The organism is Streptomyces sp. Tue6028 (genome assembly GCF_002300165.1).
In the GTDB taxonomy this organism is placed as follows: domain Bacteria; phylum Actinomycetota; class Actinomycetes; order Streptomycetales; family Streptomycetaceae; genus Streptomyces; species Streptomyces siamensis.
On sequence record NZ_MLCE01000037.1, the window covers coordinates 17,498 to 33,947 of the forward strand.

The 16,450-nt window shown below is 71.7% G+C and carries 17 protein-coding genes; 10 read left to right on the forward strand and 7 right to left on the reverse strand.

Annotated features, from left to right (window positions below; translation table 11 throughout):
- Nucleotides 1-26: 26 nt before the first annotated feature.
- From BKI49_RS33985 to BKI49_RS34005, 5 genes are read left to right on the forward strand one after another with little or no spacing between them, the layout of a single operon-like run.
- On the forward strand, nucleotides 27-1,760 hold the full coding sequence (locus BKI49_RS33985) for a sensor histidine kinase (protein WP_095938166.1): 1,734 nt from the start codon (nucleotides 27-29) through the stop codon (nucleotides 1,758-1,760).
- 4 nt (nucleotides 1,761-1,764) lie between these two features.
- A complete protein-coding gene (locus BKI49_RS33990; protein ID WP_028798637.1) occupies nucleotides 1,765-2,175 on the forward strand; it encodes a roadblock/LC7 domain-containing protein in 411 nt (136 codons plus the stop codon).
- The gene (locus BKI49_RS33995; RefSeq protein WP_028798636.1) at nucleotides 2,172-2,543 is read left to right on the forward strand and encodes a DUF742 domain-containing protein; all 372 of its coding nucleotides are present in this window, start codon (nucleotides 2,172-2,174) and stop codon (nucleotides 2,541-2,543) included. Before BKI49_RS33990 ends, BKI49_RS33995 begins: the two co-directional genes overlap by 4 nt.
- The gene (locus BKI49_RS34000; RefSeq protein WP_095938167.1) at nucleotides 2,524-3,129 is read left to right on the forward strand and encodes a GTP-binding protein; all 606 of its coding nucleotides are present in this window, start codon (nucleotides 2,524-2,526) and stop codon (nucleotides 3,127-3,129) included. Before BKI49_RS33995 ends, BKI49_RS34000 begins: the two co-directional genes overlap by 20 nt.
- Nucleotides 3,126-4,394 carry a cytochrome P450 gene (locus BKI49_RS34005; protein WP_095938168.1) on the forward strand — a complete coding sequence of 423 codons (1,269 nt, stop codon included), beginning with the start codon at nucleotides 3,126-3,128 and terminating at the stop codon, nucleotides 4,392-4,394. Before BKI49_RS34000 ends, BKI49_RS34005 begins: the two co-directional genes overlap by 4 nt.
- Nucleotides 4,395-4,445: 51 nt before the next feature.
- On the opposite strand, the gene BKI49_RS34010 is transcribed toward BKI49_RS34005, so the two are convergent.
- From BKI49_RS34010 to BKI49_RS34020, 3 genes are all read right to left on the reverse strand, one after another.
- Nucleotides 4,446-5,477, reverse strand: a complete 1,032-nt coding sequence (locus tag BKI49_RS34010) for a 7-epi-alpha-eudesmol synthase (RefSeq protein ID WP_095938169.1) — start codon at nucleotides 5,475-5,477, stop codon at nucleotides 4,446-4,448.
- A 336-nt stretch (nucleotides 5,478-5,813) separates the two neighbouring features.
- The gene (locus BKI49_RS34015) at nucleotides 5,814-7,445 is read right to left on the reverse strand and encodes an amidohydrolase (RefSeq protein ID WP_095938170.1); all 1,632 of its coding nucleotides are present in this window, start codon (nucleotides 7,443-7,445) and stop codon (nucleotides 5,814-5,816) included.
- Nucleotides 7,435-8,949 carry an APC family permease gene (locus BKI49_RS34020; RefSeq protein ID WP_095938171.1) on the reverse strand — a complete coding sequence of 505 codons (1,515 nt, stop codon included), beginning with the start codon at nucleotides 8,947-8,949 and terminating at the stop codon, nucleotides 7,435-7,437. The genes BKI49_RS34015 and BKI49_RS34020 overlap by 11 nt, the downstream gene beginning before the upstream one ends.
- A gap of 118 nt (nucleotides 8,950-9,067) precedes the next feature.
- On the opposite strand from BKI49_RS34020, the gene BKI49_RS34025 reads away from it, so the two are divergent.
- The 3 genes from BKI49_RS34025 to BKI49_RS34035 all read left to right on the forward strand — a co-directional run bounded on the left by BKI49_RS34025 (nucleotide 9,068) and on the right by BKI49_RS34035 (nucleotide 10,831).
- A complete protein-coding gene (locus tag BKI49_RS34025; protein ID WP_095938172.1) occupies nucleotides 9,068-9,787 on the forward strand; it encodes a TetR/AcrR family transcriptional regulator in 720 nt (239 codons plus the stop codon).
- 114 nt (nucleotides 9,788-9,901) lie between these two features.
- A complete protein-coding gene (locus BKI49_RS34030) occupies nucleotides 9,902-10,363 on the forward strand; it encodes a pyridoxamine 5'-phosphate oxidase family protein (protein ID WP_028798629.1) in 462 nt (153 codons plus the stop codon).
- A 75-nt stretch (nucleotides 10,364-10,438) separates the two neighbouring features.
- Nucleotides 10,439-10,831: a VOC family protein gene (locus BKI49_RS34035; RefSeq protein WP_095938173.1), complete on the forward strand. Its 393-nt coding sequence runs from the start codon at nucleotides 10,439-10,441 to the stop codon at nucleotides 10,829-10,831.
- 93 nt (nucleotides 10,832-10,924) lie between these two features.
- Here the strand turns inward: BKI49_RS34035 and BKI49_RS34040 are convergent, their stop codons facing one another.
- Nucleotides 10,925-11,230, reverse strand: coding sequence for a DUF4235 domain-containing protein (locus tag BKI49_RS34040; RefSeq protein WP_028798627.1), 306 nt, complete (start codon nucleotides 11,228-11,230; stop codon nucleotides 10,925-10,927).
- Nucleotides 11,231-11,255: 25 nt separating this feature from the next.
- The gene (locus BKI49_RS34045; RefSeq protein WP_095938174.1) at nucleotides 11,256-12,272 is read right to left on the reverse strand and encodes a glutathione S-transferase family protein; all 1,017 of its coding nucleotides are present in this window, start codon (nucleotides 12,270-12,272) and stop codon (nucleotides 11,256-11,258) included.
- Between the two features lie 358 nt (nucleotides 12,273-12,630).
- On the opposite strand from BKI49_RS34045, the gene BKI49_RS34050 reads away from it, so the two are divergent.
- Complete coding sequence (locus BKI49_RS34050; RefSeq protein WP_095938175.1) at nucleotides 12,631-13,569, forward strand: cation diffusion facilitator family transporter; 939 nt, start codon at nucleotides 12,631-12,633, stop codon at nucleotides 13,567-13,569.
- Between the two features lie 100 nt (nucleotides 13,570-13,669).
- On the opposite strand, the gene BKI49_RS34055 is transcribed toward BKI49_RS34050, so the two are convergent.
- The gene (locus BKI49_RS34055; protein ID WP_095938176.1) at nucleotides 13,670-14,113 is read right to left on the reverse strand and encodes a nitroreductase family deazaflavin-dependent oxidoreductase; all 444 of its coding nucleotides are present in this window, start codon (nucleotides 14,111-14,113) and stop codon (nucleotides 13,670-13,672) included.
- Between the two features lie 127 nt (nucleotides 14,114-14,240).
- A complete protein-coding gene (locus BKI49_RS34060) occupies nucleotides 14,241-14,873 on the reverse strand; it encodes a LysE/ArgO family amino acid transporter (RefSeq protein WP_179332671.1) in 633 nt (210 codons plus the stop codon).
- A 358-nt stretch (nucleotides 14,874-15,231) separates the two neighbouring features.
- Between BKI49_RS34060 and BKI49_RS34065 the strand changes: the two genes are divergently transcribed.
- Nucleotides 15,232-16,434 carry a cytochrome P450 gene (locus BKI49_RS34065; protein ID WP_095938177.1) on the forward strand — a complete coding sequence of 401 codons (1,203 nt, stop codon included), beginning with the start codon at nucleotides 15,232-15,234 and terminating at the stop codon, nucleotides 16,432-16,434.
- Nucleotides 16,435-16,450 lie beyond the last annotated feature (16 nt).

The window sequence follows — 16,450 nt, forward strand, 5'->3', positions numbered from 1 at the left end:
GAGCGTGTTGCTTTCGAAGGATGCAGATGGAACTTGCCACTCCGCCCCCGGCGGCGCGGGCACCCGTCGCCTGGTACAGCTGGTGGCTCATGCCCCTCGCCTTAGGTGCAGGCACGGTCGCCACCGCGGTCGCGGGCCCCGACCAGGTCCAGATACCCGCCACGTTCGCCGGCGCCGCGGCCACCGCGGCCGGCGCCGCCTGTGTGCGCCTCCTCGTCCGCACGCAGTCCCAGCTGCGCCGCACCAACGGTGAGTTCCGCGCCTCACAGGCCGAGCACTCGCAGCAGTGGCAGCAGCATGTGTCCGGTCTGGAAAGGAAGTTCACCGCCGAGCGATCCGGCCTCGAACACCGACTGGCCGAGCAGGCGCAGGCCTTCGAGGCCCGGCTCACCGAGGAGACCCAGGCCTACGAGAGCCGGCTGGCCGAAGAGGCGAAGGCGTACGAGACCCGGCTCGTCTCCGAGGGCCAGGGCTACGAGGCACGCCTCACCACCGAGGCCGAGGTCTGGCAGGAGCAACTCGCCCTCCAGCAGGCCTCCGTGGCGCGACTCGCCGACGTCCAGCTGCCCGAGGCGCTCAAGCGGCTGCGCTCGGGTGAAGCCATCGACGACATCCTGGCGGAGCTCGCCGCGGAATCCGAGGCGAGCCCCGAGCTGCACGGCGAGCTGCGCAAGGTCCTGCGCACCGCGCTGATCGGCATGGAGGAGGAGTTCGACCGCTCCACCTCGGCCGAACAGGCGGTCATCAGCATCGGCAGCCGCATCCACGTGCTGACCAGCAAACTGCGCGGACGCCTGCACGAGATGCAGGGCGAGCACGGGCGGCTGCCCGCGGTCGCCAGCGGCCTCATGGAGCTCGACCAGGAGATCGGCCCGGCCGACTGTCTCGCCGCCAGCATCGGCGTGCTCGGCGGCTCGGACCGGCCCGGACGTCAGTGGCAGGAACCGCAGCGGCTGCTCAGCGTGGTCCGCGGAGGCATCGGCCGCATCAAGGACTTCGACCGGATCCAGGTCCGTCACCTGCCCGAACTCGGCGTCGACGGCGGTCTGGTGGACCATCTGACGCTGATCTTCGCCCACCTCCTCGACAACGCGGCGCGCTACTCGCCGCCCACCGAGCCCGTGGTCGTCTCCGGCAAGGAGGTCCCCAACGGCGTCGGCATCGAGATCCAGGACTCGGGCAAGGGCCTGAGCGAGGAGAAGAAGCGCGAGGCCGAGCAGTCCCTCACGGGCACCGCCTCGGGCCCCGGCCTCGGCGGCATCTCGGAGGACGCCAACCTCGGCCTGCGGGTCGTCGGCACCCTGGCGCGCCGCTACGGCATCCGTGTCACCTTCGCGGACTCGCCGTGGCTCGGCACCTCGGTGGTCGTCGTGGTCCCGCACAAGTACTTCAGCCCGCTGCCCGCCGCCGTAACCGAGCCGGCTCCGGCCGCCGCCGCCGAGACCGCGCCGAGCACCGAGCCCACGACGCCCGCGCCGACCACCGAGGACATGGACACCACTCCCGGCGGTCTGCCCCGGCGCAGGAGCAGGCGCAGTGACGTGACGACGGTGGACCGGCCGAGGCCTGCCGGACGTACGGAGGAGAACGTGGTCGCCGTACCGCCGGACGCGTCCTTCGCCGGCCTCGCCGCCTTCGCCACCGCCGGACGCGAGAGCGAACCGGCGCGCGAGACGACCGCGGACCGAGACCCGGCAGCCGGCGGCGAGCAGACCGCCGGGCCCGAGTTCAACGAGCACCGCACTGAAGAGAGCGACTAGTCCCATGACGCAACAGGGAACCGACGTGAGCTGGGCGCTCCGCGATCTGACGGAGAGCATCCAGGAGATCCGCTTCGCCCTCGTCGCATCGAGCGACGGCAAGGCCATCACCTCCTACGGCGCCGACGACCCCGACGACGTGGACCGTTTCGCCGCAGTGGTCGCCGGCCTCCAGGCGCTGGCCCAGCCCGTGGCCGAGCAGTTCCCCCAGTACGCGGGGCAGCTGCGGCTTGCCATGATCGAGGTCGACGGCGGCCACCTGTTCGTGGTGCGGGCCGGCGTGGAGACGTACCTCGGAGTGCTCGCGAAGGAAGGTCTCGACCAGGGCCTTCTCGGCCATCAGATGAGGGACCTGGCCCGCAGGATGGGTGAGCTTCTGGGCACCACTCCGCGCCTGGAGGAGCACTCTGGATGAGTGCTCCCCGCCCGCCCACGGACCCGTCCGGTCTCGAGCGCTACTACGTCCTCACCGGGGGCCGCAGCGGACCGGGCGGTTCGGCGTCGAGCCTCGACGTGGCGACCCTGATCGTCTCCCGCGCCGCTGCCGTCCCCGGCATGCAGCACGAGCACGAGGAGATCATCCGGCGCTGCCGCGATCCGCTGTCGGTGGCCGAGCTCGGCGCCCACCTCGGATTGCCCTTCAACATTCTCGCGGTGCTCCTGGCCGATCTGCTGGACGCAGGCCGCGTCGAAGCCCGTCATCCCATCCCGGCGTCAGGCGCCGGCAGCGGGCCCGACCTCGCGCTCCTTGAGGAGGTACTCAGTGGACTTCAAAGGCTTTGACCACCCCGACCGGCAGACGGCCGGGGGCCCCCGCTCGGTGAAGGTGATGATCGCCGGCGGCTTCGGCACCGGCAAGACCACCATGGTGCGGTCCGTCAGCGACATCAAGCCGCTGACCACCGAGGAGACACTGACCCAGGCCAGCGTGGACGTCGACAACCTGATCGGGGTGGCGGACAAGCAGGAGACCACCGTCAGCCTCGACTTCGGCAAGATCGGCATCAACGACCAGCTGGTGCTCTACCTGTTCGGGACGCCGGGCCAGGAGCGTTTCTGGTTCCTGTGGAACGGCCTGTTCAAGGGTGCCCTCGGCGCGGTGGTCCTGGTCGACACCCGGCGGCTGGCCTCCAGCTTCCGGGCGATCGAGGAGATGGAACGGCAGAACGTGCCGTTCGTCATCGCCCTGAACGTCTTCCCGGACTCCACGGACCACCCGATCGAGGAGATCCGCGACGCCCTGGACGTTTCGCCGCACACCCCGATCGTGGCCTGCGACGCCCGCGACCGTGCCTCCAGCCGTGACGTGCTGATCGCCCTGATACGCCACCTGCAGGAACGCTCTGCCGCCGCAATGGAGCCCCGATGAACGACCAGCCCTCAAACGGTCCCGACGCTCCTCGCGGCTGCCCCGTCGCCCACGGCGGCGCGAGCGACACCACCCGTCTGTACGGGCCGGAGGCCGCGCTCGACCCGCAGGGGATCTACGCGCGGCTGCGCAAGGAGTACGGGGCCGTCGCACCCATACTCCTGGAGGGCGACATCCCCGCCTGGCTGGTCCTCGGCTACCGGGAGAACCGCCGTGTGCTCGACAACGCACGGCAGTTCAGCCGTGACGCGCGCATCTGGCGGGACTGGAAGGACGGCCGCATCGAGGCCACCTCCCCGCTGATCCAGATGCTCGGCTGGCGCCCCGACTGCGTGTCCCAGGACGGCGAGCCGCACCGCAGGCTGCGAGGGGCCGTCACCGACAACCTCCAGACGGTCGCGGGCCGCGGCATCCGGCGTCACATCACGCATTTCGCGAACAAGCAGATCGACGCGTTCGCGGACGAGGGCACCGCCGATCTGGTGGCCGACTACGCCGAGTACCTGCCGATGCTCGTCCTCACCCGGCTCTTCGGGCTGCCGGCCGGCGAGGGCCGCAATCTGGCCGTCTCCTGCGCCCAGGTCATCAAGGGCGGCGAGGACGCCGTGGTGCACAACGACCGCATCATGGAGATCCTCGGCGAACTCGCCGAGCGCAAGAAGGAGGAGCCGGGAGCCGACTTCACCACCGGACTGCTCGGCCACCAGGCGGACCTCGACGACGACGAGGTCCTCAGCCATCTGCGGCTGGTGCTGATCACCGCGCACACCACGACCAGCAACCTGCTGGCCCGGGTGCTCCAACTGGTGCTCACCGACACCTCCCGGCTCGCCGGACTCGTCAGCGGACAGCTGAACGTCTCCGCGGTCGTGGAGGAGGTCATGTGGAACACACCGCCGCTGGCCGTGCTCCCGGGCCGCTTCGCCACCGTCGACCTCGAACTGGGCGGTCACCACATCAAGGAGGGCGACCTCCTGGTGCTCGGCCTCACGGCCGGCAACCTCGACCCGGAGATCCGGCCCGACGCGGGTGTGTCCGTCCAGGGCAACCAGTCGCACCTGGCCTTCAGCGGTGGCGCCCATGAGTGCCCCGGCCAGAACATCGGCCAGGCCATCATCGAGACCGCCGTCGACGTCCTCCTGCACCGGCTGCCGGGCCTGCGCCTGGCCGTGCCGGCCGACGAGCTCACCTCGACCGCCTCCACCTGGGAGGCCCGACTCGACCGGCTGCCGGTCGAGTTCGCGGCACAGGCCACGGCGGTCTGACCGCCCGCTCGACGCTGCCCGGCCGGACCGCTCCGGCCGGGCAGCGGCACGTCAGACCGCGAGCAGGTCGTCCAGCGATCCCCTGCCGGCCAGTTCGGCGGTCGCCGCCGGGCCCTCCTTGGCCGCGGCGTAGCGGCCCGAGGTCAGGCCCCACTCGTAATTGCCGTTGATCCAGTGCTGGATGGCCTCCACGCCCATCCGGACCTGGGTCTCCTGCTCGGCGGTCAGCCGGAGCTCCTCGCACATCTCCGGCACGCGTGCCTCCAGCGCGAGGTACTCGTCGAGGCAGTCGGTGGTCATCCGGTAGGCCTCGGCGGCGGCCTCCTCCCAGCCGCAGCCGCGCTCGCGGTGCAGCACGGCGATCAGGTTGTGCCCGTCGCCCCGCCGCTTCTCGCGCTCGAAGGAGTGGATGTCGTTCATGAACCCGATGGTGTCGGCGGCGAGATCGCGCATCCGGACCATCAGCGGATGCGCCTGGACCTGCGCGGGCACCTCGAAGCCACGGCTGCGCTCACCGGCGTCGATGCTGTGGTGGATGCCCACCGTCCGGCGCCGGAACTCGGCGTACTCGGCGAGGCTCAGGGTGCCGGCCAGGTCCCGCGCGGCGAGGTCGACCTCTTCGGTGTGGGCCACCAGGAAGCGCCCCCAGGAGGCGGCGAACCGGGTCCGCCACGTCAGGGACATGCCATCCGAGAGATGTCCCCAGACCTCCGCCCAGGCGACGGTGATCGGGCAGCTGACCCGGGGAGCGGTCCCCGCGGGGCGCAGCGGGGTGGCTATCAACTCCCTGGCGACCTCGGCTATGCGGTCCGCGCGGTCCGGTTGTCCCGTGTCGAACTGGTCGTCGAACAGGAAGGCCAGCGAGAACCAGTTCATCAGGACGACCATGTCGTCGGCCGAGGCGTGAGGATAGGTCCGTGCCGCAGCCTGGGGAAGGTCCCAGGACTGGTACTCCTCGAATCCGGCCTGGCTGCGCACCAGCCCCATGTCCCACACCCAGCGCAGGTGGCGCTCTCGGGCGTACTCCAGGTGCTCGCTGACGGGGGTCTTGAACGGGAGGTCGAACCTGACGTCCTGCGGCATTCGCGTCCTTTCGTGAGGCGATTCACAGGCCCCCGCCCCTGTGCACGGGCGATCGCTCTCGACGCCCGCTGACTCGAACTGTGCTTTTTGAGCCGGTAGTTGACGACTCAAGCGCGCTTCGAGACTGCCCAGAGCCTAAACGATCTATGGTGTGACATCCGTAACGCGTGATGCGGGTGTGAAACCGCAGACGCGCCCCTCATGACGCGAGAGACGCGCATCTCACGACGAAGGACGCGTCTCTCACGACGAAGGACGCGCCCCTCCGCAGAGGTGACGCGCCCCTCGCCCGTCCCGTCCCGTCCCACCGTGTGGCAGGGGCCGGGCCGTACGGAATCAGGCGTCCGGTGCCGTGTACACGCGCTCACCGCCGACGTAGGTGAGCGCCACCCCGGTCCCGCCGATCGCCTCCGGCGGGCCCTGGTACGGATCGCGGTCCAGCACCACGAGATCCGCCAGCGCCCCCACCCGCACACGGCCCGTGTCGTCGAGGTGGTTGGCGTACGCCGAGCCCGCGGTGTACGCCGTCAGCGCGTCCGTCAGGCCGATGCGCTCGCCGGGCAGGAACACCGGTCCTGGCTCGTCGGGGCTCACCCGGTTGACGGCGACATGAATGCCCTGCAGCGGGTCGGCGCTGCTGACCGGCCAGTCGCTGCCCGCCGCCAGCCGCGCCCCGGAACGCAGCAGCGCGCCGAACGGGTACTGCCAGGAGGCGCGTTCGGGGCCGAGGAACGGGATCGTCAGCTCGTCCATCTGCGGCTCGTGCGCTGCCCACAGCGGCTGGATGTTCGCCGTGGCACCCAGGTGCGCGAACCGGGGCACGTCGTCCGGGTGCACGACCTGGAGGTGGGCCAGGTGCGGACGTGTGTCGCTGGGGCCGTTCGCCTTCCGGGCCGCCTCGACGGCGTCCAGGGCGTCGCGCACGGCCCGGTCGCCCAGCGCGTGGAAGTGGCACTGGAAGCCGAGCGCGTCCAACTCCGTGACGTACGCGTGCAGTCGGTCCGGGTCGATGAAGCTGGTGCCGCGATTGGCCGTCGCGCAACCGCACTTGTCCAGATAGGGACTGAGCAGTGAGGCCGTGCCGTTCTCGGCGACCCCGTCCAGCATGAGCTTGACGCTGCCGGCGTTGAACCGGCCGTGCGCCGACGCGGCCCGCCGCTCCACGAGTTCGAGGATCTGCTCGGCCCCCCGCGCACGGTCCCACCACAGCGCGCCGACCACACGAGCGGTGAGCGACCCGTCCCGAGCCGCCGTCAGATACGCCTCGGACGGATCGTCCATGCCGAGGAAGGATCCGAGGAGCGCGTCCTGCCACGCGGTGATGCCGAGCGAGTGCAGATGCCGCTGGGCATGCAGCAGCGCGGCGAGCCGGTCCGCCGCGGTGGCCGGCGGGGTGAGCCGGCCGACGGACTGCATCGCCCCCTCCTGGAGCATGCCGGTGGGCTCGCCCTCGGCGTCGCGCTCGAACCGGCCGTCGGCCGGATCCGGCGTGTCCCGGGTGACCCCCGCGAGCTCCAGCGCGCGGCTGTTGACCCAGGCGCCATGATGGTCCCGGTTGGGCAGGTACACCGGCCGGTCCGGCACGACCGCGTCCAGCAGTTGCCTGGTCGGCGTCCCGCCCTCGAAGGCCTCCATGGACCAGCCGCCGCCCGTGATCCACTCCCGGTCGGGGTGCGCGGCGGCGTACGCGCGGACGGCGGCGAGCGTCTCCTCGGCCGTCTTCGCCTCCGTGAGGTCGCACTGGGTCAGTTCCAGGCCCGCCGGGACCGGGTGGACGTGTGCGTCCTGGAACCCCGGCAGGAGCAGGCGTCCGGCGAGGTCGACGACCTCGGTCCCCGGTCCCGCGAGGTCGTGGACCTCCGCGTTCCCGACGGCGGTGATCCGGTCGCCGGTCACGGCGACGGCCGTGGCGGTGCGGCCCTCGGGGGTGAGGACCGGGCCGCCGGTGAAGAGGAGATCAGCGTGCATGTTCGGTTCCTTGGTCGGACGGGATCAGTGGCCCGGGCGCGTCGGCGTCGGTGCCGAGCCCCGTGACGAAGTAGGGGGACCTGCGCACCCACTTCGCCCACGCGGCGGCCACGAAGCCGGAGGCGATCATGACAGTGGGGGTCAGCAGCAGGAACCAGCCGTTGTCCGCGCTGACTTCGAGATGGTCGGCCGAGGTGTAGAAGGAGTACGCGAGGTAGCCGCCGAGCCCCAGCAGCGCCACGGCGCTCACCGTGGGCAGGACCACCGCCCGTATGCCCTGCCGCAGGTCCTCGCGCAGCAGCCCGCGAAAGCGCGCGGCGGCGGCGAGGGCGATGAGCGCGTACGACAGCGCGACGACGATGCCGACCGCGTTGACCGTCGCCATGATCATGTCGGCGAGCCGGGGGATCACCAGGGCGAGCCCGGCCACGGCCGTCGCCAGCGCGCCGATCAGCAGCGTGCCGACCGCCGGAGTCCCGTACCGCGCGCTGACCCTGGACCACACGGGGCCGAGCGTACGGTCCCGGCTCATCGCGAACATCCCGCGTGCGGTCGGGATCACCCCGGACTGCAGCGACGCCACGGCCGAGAAGAGCAGGGCCACCAGCGGCAGCGCGGCCAGCGGCTGGGCGGCCAGCCGTTCGCCGAAGAACGCCAGCCCCTCCGCGCCGTGCCCGGCCAGCTCCTGCTCGCTCAGGACGCGCTGGAAGGCCACGGAACCCAGCAGGAACAGCCCCAGCATGGTCACCAGCGTGATCGTCCCGGCCCGCGAGGCGTCCCGCGGATCGCGCACCTCCTCGTTCACCGTGAACGCCGCGTCGAAGCCCCAGTAGCAGAAGACGGACAGCAGCAGACCCTGGGCGAGCGCGGTCGTGGAGGGGATGGCGAACGGGTCGAACCAGCTCAGGCTGAAGGGATGCGGTCCCGTCACGATGCCGTAGCCGCAGAAGCCCAGCAGCACCACGTACTCGAAGACCAGCAGCCCGCTCTGCAGCCGGGCCGCGGTGCGCACGCCGGTGACCGCGGTGAGCGTGACGGCGGCCAGGACCACGATGCCGAGCGCGGTGGTCTGCGCGGTGGAGCCCGGGTCGAGCCGCAGGCCGCCCAGGTCGTGCAGCCCCGCGTCACCGGCGAGCTGGAGCATCGCCGACCCCGTCACCGCCGTGGTGTACGCGAGGAAGGCCACCGTGGCCACGATGTTCACCCAGCCGACGAGGAAGCCCAGCCAGGGAGTGAGCGAACGGCCCACCCAGGTGTAGCCGTTGCCCGCGTTCGGCTCCACCCGGTTGAGCCGTGAGTACGCGCCGGCGATGCCGAGGACGGGCAGGAAGGCCAGCAGCATGATGGCCGGCAGATGCAGTCCGACCACTCCCGCGGTCACTCCGAGACCGATGCCGATGCTGGTGGTCGCCGCCGTGCTGGAGGCGGCGATGGCGACGCCGTCGACGACGCCGAGGGTTCTGCGCAGGGACGGGGGATCCCCGCCGTACGGCTGCTGCGACATGTCCTGCTCCGATCGCACCCGGGGCCTGGGACCGGCCCGATGACCGGAAATGAAACTGCTCGGGGACTTAACAGGTCAACGCTGTTGACATAAGGTTCCGGCACCGGAAGGAGAGCCCATGAACGACCGAGTCGTCCCGCCCACCGCCCGTCGGCGCCGACGCCCCACCAAGACGGGGGTCGTGCTCTCCGAGGAGCTGATCGTCGAGACGGCGCTGCGGCTGCTCAAGGAGCACGGGGCCGACGCGCTCACCGTCCGCCGCCTCGGCCTCGCGCTCGGCGCCGACCCCACCGCCCTGTACCGCTACTTCCGCGACACCGACGACCTGTTGCTCGCCATCGCCGACGAACTCATCGGCCGTACGCTGCGCACCTGGCGGCCCACCGGCGACTGGCGCGCCGACCTGCGCGACCTGGGCCTGCGCATGCACGCGGACTCCCTCGCGCACCCGCAGGCCGCGGTGCTCAGCTCCTACCGCGTCACGGGCCGCGTCCACGAGATCGAGGCGGTGGAGACGATCCTCGGCGTCCTGCGCGGGGCCGGCTTCCCCGACCCCGAGGCCGTACGGATCTACCACGCGTTCGTCGACCAGGCCCTGGCCTTCGCCGCCCTCGACGCGGCGAGCGTCGCCCTGCCGCGGCCGGCCCGTGAGGCGGAGGCGGACGTGTGGCGGGCGACGTACGCCCGGCTGCCCGCCGACAGCCACCCGCACATCGCGGCGACCGCCCGTCACTTGGTGGCGGACATGCGACGCAGCGCCTACCCCGCCGCCCTGGACCTGCTGCTGACCGCCGCGGCGGCGCGGCTCGCGGAGATCGAGGGGCAGCGGACGACGTAGGCGCACCCGGCGTGCGCACCGGGAGAGAACGGCGAACGGCTGTGCGCGTCGCCCCGCTCGATCATGATGGTCGCGGAACCGTTCCGCACGTCGTCACCAGGAGGCCACCCGACGATGAACCCGCCCGCCCGCACCGCGAAACAGCGCAAGCAGGACACCCTCGACCGGCTGGAGAACGACGTCGACGCCTGGGTGTCCACGGCCGACGGCGAGGGGGGAACCCCGTATCTGGTCCCGCTGTCCTACCTCTGGGACGGCAGGACCCTGCTGGTGGCCACCCCGGCCGAGAGCCCCACCGGCCGCAACCTGCGGGCGACCGGCAGGACACGCCTGGGCATCGGGGCGACCCGCGACGTCGTCCTCGTCGAGGGCACCGTGACGGCCCGGGAGGCCGCCGAGCTGCCGGACGGGGTCGGGGACGCCTTCGCCCGCAAGACCGGCTTCGACCCGCGTGAACTCACCACCCGCTACCTGTACTTCAGCATCACCCCGCAGCGCGTCCAGGCCTGGCGCGAGGTCGAGGAGCTCACCGGCCGCGACCTCATGCGCGACGGCGAGTGGCTCGTGACCGACTGATCCGGGGGTACCCGGGAAGACGGCGCAGCGGCGGCCGGATGCCGCCGCGCCGTCCCGGAACCCTACGGAGGACACATGGCACTGGTCACGGCAGGCGTCGTGGTGCTGGACTGCGTCGAGCCCGAGAAGCTCGCCGCCTTCTACAAGCAACTGCTCGACGCCGAGGAGACGGACGCGTCGGCGAACCGCGTGGAGATCCGGGGCGCCGACGGCGTCCGGCTGGCGTTCCGCCGCGACGTGACGGCGGCACCGCCGAGCTGGCCGCGCCCCGAGAACTCCCTCCAGGTGCACCTCGACTTCCTCGTGGAGGACCTGGACGAGGCCGAACGCAGGGTCATCGGTCTCGGCGGCCGGCCGATCGAGACGAAGGACGCGGCCGGTCCGTTCGAGGAGCGGGGCTATGCCGACCCGGCCGGGCACTCGTTCACGCTGCGCTGCTCGCGGCCGACGGCGCCCAAACAGGGCTGAGGCGAGCGACGCCGCGGCGCACAGGGCCGGCCCGGCGGGGCGTGGTCCGTACGGACTTCCGTCACGGATCACGCCCCGGCGGGCCGGTGCGTGTCAGTCGCGGCCGCCTGTGTCCGCGGACGGCCACACACCGGTGGAGCGCTCGATGGCCTTCGCTCCCGTGCGGTCCACCGCGCTGCGCACGACGGCGAAGATCGCGCCCTGGACCGCTGCGGCCAGCAGGATCTCGCCCCAGCCGCGGTCCTTGTCCAGGGCGTCGGGAGCGTCGTCCTCGTGCCGTATCGCCTTCCACGCCTGCTGGAAGGCGAGCCCGGCGAGCGCACCGCCCGCCCAGCTCAGCGCCATGCCGACCGGCTTGTAGACGAGTTTGAGCTTCTTCTGCTGCTTCTTCCTGGACACCTGGGTCTCTCCGTTGCGTGTGCGGTCAGGGACGTCCGTGCGCCGGGACGCGTTCGTCCTCGGGCACCGGGCCCGGTGCGGTTCCCTCTCCGAAGGGCCGCCCGCCGAGCCGTTCGCGGTGATGGGGCGTCAGCCAGCCCGCCAGGTCCGGTCCGAGGGGGACGATCCCGGTCGGGTTGATACCGGTGTGGACTTGGTAGTAGTGCCGTTTGATGTGGTCGAAGTCGACGGTGTCACCGAATCCCGGCGTCTGGTAGAGGTCACGGGCGTACGCCCACAGGATCTGGTTCTCCGTCAGCTTCCAGCGGTTGCACTTGAAGTGGCCGTGGTAGACGGCGTCGAAGCGGACGAGCGTGGTGAACAGCCGGATGTCCGCCTCGGTGATCGCGTCGCCGACCAGGTAACGGCGGTCCGCCAGCCGCCCGGCCAGCTGCTCCAGACGACGGAAGACCCCCGCGCAGGCTTCCTCGTACTCCTCCTGCCCCGTCGCGAAACCCGCCCGGTACACACCGTTGTTGACGTCCTCGTAGACGCCCGCCACGACCTCGTCGATCTCACCCCGCAGCCGTTGCGGGTAGAGGTCCGGTGCCCCTTCCCGGTGCAGGGCCGTCCACTCGGTGGCGAGGTCCAGCGTGATCTGCTGGTAGTCGTTGGTGACCAGCCTGCCGCTGGGCACGTCCACCACGGCCGGCACGCTGACACCGCCGGGGTAGTCCTTCTCCCGTGCGTCGTAGGCCTCGCCGAGGAAGCGGATGCCGAGCACCGGGTCCCGGCCGTCCGGGTCCAGGGTGAAGCGCCAGCTCCGGTCGTCCTGGACGGGATCGGTCACCGCCAGTGACAGGGCGCCCTCCAGACCGAGCAGCCGCCGCGAGATCAGCGCGCGGCTCGCCCAGGGGCAGGCACGGCTGACGACCAGCCGGTAGCGCCCCGCCTCCACCGGCCAGCCGTCGCGGCCGTCCGCCGTGATGCGGTCCGCGAAGTGGCTCCGGGACCTTTTGAACGCCTTCTTGCCGAGACTCGCGTTGCCCGCGCTCTCGCCCATGCGGTGTCGCCTCCCTGCTGTGCCCTGATACGGGTGCCCAGGTGAACGGGCTCGATTCAGGCCGCCACCACGGTGTGAGGTACGCGGACCCGGGAAGCCGGACGGTGTGCGCAACGACCCGAGGAACAGGCCGAACGGCTCGCCCCTGGACCGCCCGGATCGGCTGTCCCCTCCGCGTGGCCGGGACCGCCCGGATCAGCCGTCCCTTCCGCGAGACCGGGACCGCCCCGATCCTCCGAGCCGCCCCGATTCCGCCGACCGGCCGGCGCCCCCGGATCACCCGGCTCCCCCTGATCACTCGGCTCCATCGGACGGTTCGTCCTCCTCGGGCGGATCGGACCGGAAGACCCGGGTCACCGTGCTGGTGGCACTGGGTGCCAATCTACTGATCGCCGCGGCCAAGGCGGTAGGAGGCCTGCTCGCGGGTTCACCGGCCCTCCTCTCCGAGGCGGCGCACTCCGTGGCCGACAGCCTGAACGAGGTGTTCCTCCTCGCGGCCCTGCGGCGCAGCCGCCGCCCCGCCGACAGCCGGCACCCCTTCGGCTACGGCAAGGAGCGGTTCTTCTGGTCCCTGCTGGCCGCGGTCGGCATCTTCGTCATGGGTGGCTGCTTCTCCTTCTTCCAGGGGATCGAGGCACTCAGGAACGGCGCCGAGGAGTCCCTCGGCGGCTACCGCGCCGGGCTCGTGGTCCTCGGGGTGGCCTTCCTCGCCGAGGGCGCCTCCCTGTGGAGGGCGCTCCATCAGGCGCACCGGCAGGGCGGCACGGACGGCATGCGGGACCCCGCGCTGCGCACGGTCGTCGCCGAGGACGGCACGGCGGTGCTCGGTGTGGTCCTCGCCATGGCCGGCATGGCGCTGCACATGGTCACCGGCCAGGTCGTCTGGGAGGCCGCCGCCTCCCTCGCCATCGGGGCGCTCCTCATGTACGTCGCCTACCGGCTGGGCCGCGAGGCACGCGACCAGTTGATCGGCCGGGCCGCCGACGAGGAGCAGCGCGGCAGGATCCGCGCCCTGTTGGAGGCGCAGCCCGAGATCGACAGCGTGGAGGCGCTGCTCACCATGGAGCTGGGTCTGGACTCGACACTGGTCGCCGCGCGGATCGACCTCGTCCCCGGGCTCGACAGCGAGGAGGTGGAGGACGTCGCGGTGCGCATCAAGCGCTCCGTCGCCCACACGTTCCCGGATGCCGACCAGATCTTCCTCGACGTCACCGACGCGCGGACGGCACGGGCGGCCGCACGCGGCGCGCGGGCAGCGGAAAGCCCCGCCGCGACGGGGGAGCGCGACGGGGCCTGACGCTCGGGTGCCCGGCACCTGGCGGATCATGCGCACCGATTCCAAGATTTTCCGGCGGTGGTACGGACGCCGGTGACGGCCCGTCCCGCAGGCGTGGGGATCAGCCCGACGGCTCCAGCAGGAAGACGGGGATGACCCGGTCGGTCTTCTGCTGGTACTCGGCGTACGGGGGGTACGCCGCGACGGCCCGCTCCCACCACTGGGCCTTCTCGTCGCCGCTGAGCTCACGGGCCGTCATGTCCTGGCGCACGGGGCCGTCCTGGAGCTCCACGTGCGGGTCGGACAGGACGTTGTGGTACCAGACGGGGTGCTTGGGGGCGCCGCCCTGCGAGGCGACGACGGCGTACCTCCCGTCGTGCTCGACGCGCATCAGCGGCGTCTTGCGGATCTTCCCGCTCTTGGCGCCGCGGGTCGTGAGGATGATGACGGGCAGGCCCGTGTCGAGCAGCGTCGTCCCCTTGGTCCCGCCGGAACTCTCGTACAGCTCCACCTGGTCCCGCACCCACTGAGCCGGGCTGGGCTCGTACTCGCCCTCGAGCGGCATGGCTTCCGTCCCATCGTCGTGTCGTAGCCGGTCGTGCTGTCGGCACGATTCAACACCAGTGCGGACGCCGATCCTCCACAACGCCGCCCCGCGCGTCCTCCTGCCGCGCGGGGCGGCCCCGGACCGTTCACGGCGCGGCCAGGAGCATGCGGACGGCGAGCGCCGTGATCACCGCGCTGGACGCGAGCGCCGTCACCAGCCGTCCCCGGTGTCCGGTCAGGGCGCGGCCGAGCAGTGCTCCGCCGCAGGCCAGCACGAGCTGCCAGCTCGCGGACGCGGCGAACGCGGCGAGCACGAACACCCCCTGTTCCAGGGGAGCCGCCGCGTCGGCGGAGCTGCTGCCGAGCACCAGCGCCGCGAAGTACACGACGGTGGTCGGGTTGAGCAGTGTGATGCCGAGCAGCGCCAGGTAGGCGCGGGCCGGCCGGGGCGGGTCCTGTCCCGTCCGGGCGGCCGATCGCCGCCCGCGGTACTGACGGACCGCGGCGATCGCACCCCGGACCGCGAGCACGGCCAGGACGAGCACCGAGGCCCACCGCAGCGGGACCATGACCGGCCGCAACGTGGCCGCGAGCGCCGCACCGCCCAGCGCTGCGACCAGGGCGTACAGCCCGTCCGCGGTCGCGACGCCGAGCGCCGCGCAGGCGCCTGTCCGAAGGGACGTACGTGCGGTGAGGGACACTAGATATGTCGCGACGGCCCCGACGGGCATGGCGATGCCATAGCCCGCGACGAGCCCCGCGACGAGCGCGGCGGTCACGACCGAGGGAGCGAGGGCCTCCGCGGTCGGCCGGGCTGCTGCTGGACCCGCACCGGACGAGCGGCGGCGGAAGTCGGCGGCAGAAAGGCTTCGATCGTGGGCATGGGCAGATCCTCGGGCCACCGGATCCGCCCACGCAAGCCAATTACGCGAGGGCCGCGCCGAGGGAGATCAGGCCACGCGGAGACCGCCGGGCCCGTCGCACGGGCCGGAAGTCCGAGGAAACAGGAGGTCCGCCGCACGGGCTTCGGACAGATCGCCGGTCCGGGGCATCTGGCCGAACTTCGCGTGGCCGTCTAGATGCCCCGGGCATCTAATGAAGATCGGCAAGAGGGAACCAGCGCTTGCGAGGTCATCCATGACAGAACCCCTCACGACAGATCCGGTTGCCTTCCCCCAGGACCGCACGTGTCCCTACCACCCGCCCACCGCCTACGACCCGCTGCGTGAGGCGCGCCCGCTCTCACGGGTCTCCCTGTTCGACGGCAGGACCGTGTGGGTCGTCACAGGTCACGGCGCCGCCCGCGACCTGCTGGCCGACCCACGGCTCTCGTCGGACCGCACCCGGCCCGCCTTCCCGGCGCCGACACGACGGTTCGCCGAGGTCCGCAACCGCCGTGTCGCGCTGCTCGGTCTCGACGACCCCGAGCACCGCACCCAGCGGCGGATGCTGGTCCCGAGCTTCACCCTCAAACGGATCGCCGGTCTGCGGCCGCGCATCCAGGAGACCGTCGACCGCCTCCTGGACCGGATGGAGCGACAGGGCCCGCCCGCGGAGCTGGTGGACGCCTTCGCGCTGCCCGTGCCGTCCATGGTCATCTGCGCCCTGCTCGGCGTGCCCTACGAAGACCACGACTTCTTCGAGGAGCAGTCCCGCAGGCTGCTGCGCGGGCCCACCGCGGCCGACACGGAGAAGGCGCGCGAAGCCCTGGACGCGTACTTCGGCGCCTTGATCGACCGCAAGCACGGCGGACAGGGCGACGGGCTCCTCGACGAGCTCGTCCGGGACCGGCTGAGCGAGGGGGCGCTGGACCGCGAGGAGCTGATCTCGCTGGCCACGATCCTGCTCGTCGCCGGGCACGAGACCACGGCCAACATGATCTCGCTCGGCACGTTCACCCTGCTGAGGCACCCGGAGCAGCTGGCCGAACTGCGGGCCGAGCCGGCCCTGATGCCCGCCGCCGTCGAGGAGCTGCTGCGCTTTTTGTCCATCGCGGACGGTCTGCTGCGCGTCGCCGTCGAGGACATCGAGACGGCGGGGACGACCATCCGTGCCGGCGACGGCGTCGTCTTCTCCACCTCGGTCATCAACCGCGACGAGCACACCTTCCCGGAACCGGACGACCTGGACTGGCACCGTTCCACCCGCCAGCACCTCGCGTTCGGCTTCGGCATCCACCAGTGCCTGGGCCAGAACCTGGCGCGCGCCGAGATGGAGATCGCGCTGCTGTCGCTCTTCGACCGCTTCCCCGGGCTGCGGCTCGACGCACCGGCGGACACCATCGCGTTCAAACCCGGGGACACGATCCAGGGGATGCTGGAACTCCCCGTGACCTGGTAAGAGGCTTTCGGGCATG